4 protein-coding genes are annotated in these 3,722 nt (G+C 60.3%); all 4 read left to right on the forward strand.

Going from position 1 to position 3,722, the window contains the following annotated elements; genetic code table 11:
- Nucleotides 1-256 precede the first annotated feature (256 nt).
- Nucleotides 257-478 (forward strand): hypothetical protein, encoded by a 222-nt coding sequence (locus tag HY699_13645; protein MBI4516850.1) that lies wholly within the window; start codon nt 257-259, stop codon nt 476-478.
- On the forward strand, nt 451-792 hold the full coding sequence (locus HY699_13650; protein ID MBI4516851.1) for a type II toxin-antitoxin system PemK/MazF family toxin: 342 nt from the start codon (nt 451-453) through the stop codon (nt 790-792). The genes HY699_13645 and HY699_13650 overlap by 28 nt, the downstream gene beginning before the upstream one ends.
- 255 nt (nt 793-1,047) lie before the next feature.
- Entirely contained in the window at nt 1,048-2,514 is a 1,467-nt protein-coding gene (locus HY699_13655) for a serine/threonine protein kinase (protein ID MBI4516852.1), read from the forward strand.
- Nucleotides 2,515-2,846: 332 nt separating this feature from the next.
- Nucleotides 2,847-3,503: a toll/interleukin-1 receptor domain-containing protein gene (locus tag HY699_13660; GenBank protein MBI4516853.1), complete on the forward strand. Its 657-nt coding sequence runs from the start codon at nt 2,847-2,849 to the stop codon at nt 3,501-3,503.
- Nucleotides 3,504-3,722 lie beyond the last annotated feature (219 nt).

Here is a 3,722-nt window from a genome sequence, read left to right on the forward strand (position 1 = left end):
CACCACGGTCTCATAGCCCGGTCCCTTACAGCACCCCGCGCGCTTGCCATCGAACCCCTAATCGCCCTACAATCCCCATAACACGTGGGGAGCACCGTCAGTGATCAGCGGTTCAGTTCAACGGGGCCTTTCCGCCATCCGGCGGCAACCACCACAGCATCTCGCGCAACGCCCCGTCGCGCCGGATGACGGAAAAACCCTTTTACGTTCGGCTTTCCCAACCGGGTAAGCTACACTGTCGGCAGGAGATTCGGGAATGATTCAAACAATCGAGGCAGTCATCGACGAGCAAGGGAATGTCCACCTGCTGCAGCCGATCCATTTGGCTGAGGCCCGGCGCGCTCTCGTCACTATTCTCGAGGAGCAGCCGCCCACCGGCATCTCCGAAACCGCTCTTCTCAGCCAAGAGGCACTCGGCAAGGACTGGAATCGACTGGAGGAGGACGAGGCGTGGTCGCACCTGCAGCCGGTGCGGTAGTACTCGTCCGGTTCCCCTTCTCGGACCTGTCGCAGACGAAGCTGCGACCTGCGGTTGTTCTCGCCGACGCCGGTCGTGGCGATTGTGTCCTTTGTCAGATCACCAGCAGGCCGTACGCTGATTCGGGCGCCATCCAGATCAGCGACGCCAGCTTTGCATCTGGCTCTTTGCACGTCACAAGCTTCGCCCGCCCGGCAAAGCTCTTCACCGCAAATCAGAATCTGATCACGTCGCATGTGGGTACGCTGACACCAGAGACGCTGCGGAGCATCATTCAGGCGGTTACCCACATTCTCACGACCGGAAAGGCATGACCTTGGCCGAACCAGCGCCTCGAGCCGACGGCATGAACATCTCTGCTTATCGCGAGCGTCGATGGGCCGCGGCTCAGGCGCGGCGTTGGACATAACTTCGCATCGAGATTGATCACGTGTATCTCAACATCGTCAGTGACGAGAGACCTGAGACATGGTTGCGGTCGCCGGATCAGTGACCCCTCGAGTGACATGTCCGGTGAAGCTCCGCGGCTCGATACCCTCGCCGCGGTGCTCGGGTCAGCGGAGGCTTCTATGACGCAGACCATTCAACTCGCCCACCGGTGGGTTCTCGGATCTCAGATCGGCAAGGGTGGCTTTGGGCGCGTTTTCGACGCCGTGGGTGACGACGGGCGTCCCGCAGCAGTCAAGTTGATCCCGAAAGAGCCAGGTGCGGACCGCGAACTTTTGTTTGAAGATCTCACCGGAATCCGCCGTGTCGTTCCTATCATCGACTCCGGCGAATGGGACGAAAATTGGGTCCTCGTGATGCCTTTGGCGGCTAAGTCGCTCCGCGCGCACCTCGCGGAGCGAGGATCGTTGTCGGCCGAAGAGGCTGTGGCCATATTGAGCGACGTCGCGATCGCCTTGGCGGATCTCCAGGGAAGAGTTGTCCATCGCGACATCAAGCCCGAGAACGTTCTCTTCCTGAATGGCGAATGGTGCCTCTCCGATTTCGGAATAGCTCGCTATGCAGAGGCGTCGACTGCTGCGGACACCCACAAGTGGGCATGGACACGTCCGTACAATCCGCCGGAGCGGTGGCGCGGCGAACGCGCGACCGCTGCATCAGACGTCTACTCGTTGGGAGTCATGGCGTTCGAGATGCTCTCGGGGCGCTGGCCGTTCGCTGGACCGGACTTCCGTAACCAGCACCTCACGCAAGATTCCCCACCGCTCGCCGGTTGCCCAGCTCTCCTCGCAAGTCTCGTGACGGAGTGCCTCTTCAAAGCTCAGGAAGTGCGGCCGACTGCTGCAAACCTGCTGGCGCGCCTCGCGATCATCTTCCGTCCGGCGTCGCCGGCTGCCGCTCAACTGCAGGCTGCCAATCAAGTTCAGGCGCAGCGGCTCGCAAACGGAGTGGCGGTGCAGTCCGCAGCTCGTTCCGCAGCCGAGCGCCGTCGTGAAATTCTTGGCTCGGCCAGGAAGGTCTTTGCCACATTGGCCGAGCGACTCACCCAGTCGATCCGCGACAATGCACCCACAGCAGATTGGCAACGCTCGCCAGGAGGAGGGGTTCTCGGTTTCTGCGTCAAATTGGGCGAGGCGACGCTCAAGCTGAGTTCTGTGGAGGAGTCGCGGGCAGACGCCTGGGGTCAGTGCATCCCTAGGCTGCAGGTCGTTGCTCACGCTTCGCTAGACCTGCGAATTCCCCCTGACCGATTCCAATATGAGGGAAGGAGTCACTCACTTTGGTTCTGCGATGCGGAGGAATCGGATGCTTTTCGTTGGTACGAAACGGCGTTCATGATCTCCGCTTGCATTCCAGAGCGACGTCCCCAGAACCCGTTCGCTCTGCCGCCCGGCGACCAGGCAGGAAAGGCTCTGGGTCCCGCGATCGGCGAGTTACAGCTTGCGTGGCCGTTCACACCGATTGAGCCCGGCAATGACACTGACTTCCTAGAGCGCTGGATGACTTGGTTTGCACATGCGGCTCAGGGCCAGTTGAGTCATCCTTCGTCCACCCTGCCGGAACGTCCAGTGGGGTCGTCGCGCCGATGACCGGACAGATCGGCGCATCGACTGGAATGCCTCGCAGGGCTCGTCGAACATCCCGCTGCAGCGGACCGCGCGCTCGCGTTGCTCGCCCTTCGGCACTGAGCGTCGGCGTTGGACGGTTACAGTTCTGATCGGCGGTCACCGGATGCGCGTGTTCTCGTCATTGCGTGCGTGACACGGTGGGTGTCCAAATGGAAATCAAACTCGTACGATACGGCGATCCTAGAGTTCGATCCATTCGATTGAGCAGGAAGGCAGTCCTGCGAAGACTTTACAATCCTCCGCCGAAAGGTAAGTGGTTACTAGCCGTCGATCCTGAGACGCTGGTGGCACACATGGTCGTGCAGCTAGGGAATGGATTTGTGCCGGACATTCAGGGGCACGAAGACCTCTTTCCCCTTCTGATGACGCTTGAGCGACAAGATGGATTTCTTGAGGGTGGGGACTGGTTGACCGCCCAAACGCCGAGGAAGAGGCAGCACGACGGGATGTATCGTAGCTACCGAATTGAATGGGACGATCCGAATCCAGAAATGATGGGATCGGCAACGCTTGTCGCCCATCCTGGCTCCCTTCAGATCTTCCTCTGCCACTCCACCGGTGACAAGGGCGTCGTACGTAGGGTCTTCGATGGACTGGTGCGCGCCGGATATTCTCCCTGGCTCGATGAACACCGCCTACTGCCTGGCCAAGACTGGAAGGCGGAGATCAAAAGCGCCATTCGGAAGAGCGACGTAGTGGTCGTCTTCCTGTCGAAGATGTCGATCACACGGACAGGGTTTGTGCAGGCAGAAATCAAGCACGCCCTTGACGTTGCAGACGAGCAACCAGAAGGGACGATCTTCATCATTCCGCTGCGCCTTGACGACTGTAAGGTCCTTGATCGCATCAGTCAGTGGCAGTGGGTCGACTACTTTAAAAGGGGGGGACGACAACAGCTGCTCCGCGCGCTGCAAACGCGGGCCGCAACCCTTCAGTTTCGAGAGGAGTGACGATGCAGATAGCTCAAACACGTCGAACTCGACGCTCCAGGCGACGGCAGAAAGCGCGCCGCGCCTGAGCGCCATGGCGTTGAACTAAACCGCTGCGCGGTGGTGTCTACTTTCGCGTCTGCCTGCTGATTTCATAGCGCTGTTTTTGTTCGTGACCCGCACTGCCTGAGGGGACAGACTGATCTCCATCACACGCGGCGAGGGTGGCCGGCCCGGTCA

It is taken from the genome of Deltaproteobacteria bacterium, from assembly GCA_016210005.1.
GTDB lineage: Bacteria > Desulfobacterota > Binatia > HRBIN30 > JACQVA1 > JACQVA1.

Bases quoted from the DNA above. Each gene is read 5' to 3' on its own strand.
- HY699_13645 (MBI4516850.1), top strand. From the start codon at position 257: ATGATTCAAACAATCGAGGCAGTCATCGACGAGCAAGGGAATGTCCAC.
- HY699_13655 (MBI4516852.1), top strand. From the start codon at position 1,048: ATGACGCAGACCATTCAACTCGCCCACCGGTGGGTTCTCGGATCTCAG.
- HY699_13660 (MBI4516853.1), top strand. From the start codon at position 2,847: ATGGTCGTGCAGCTAGGGAATGGATTTGTGCCGGACATTCAGGGGCAC.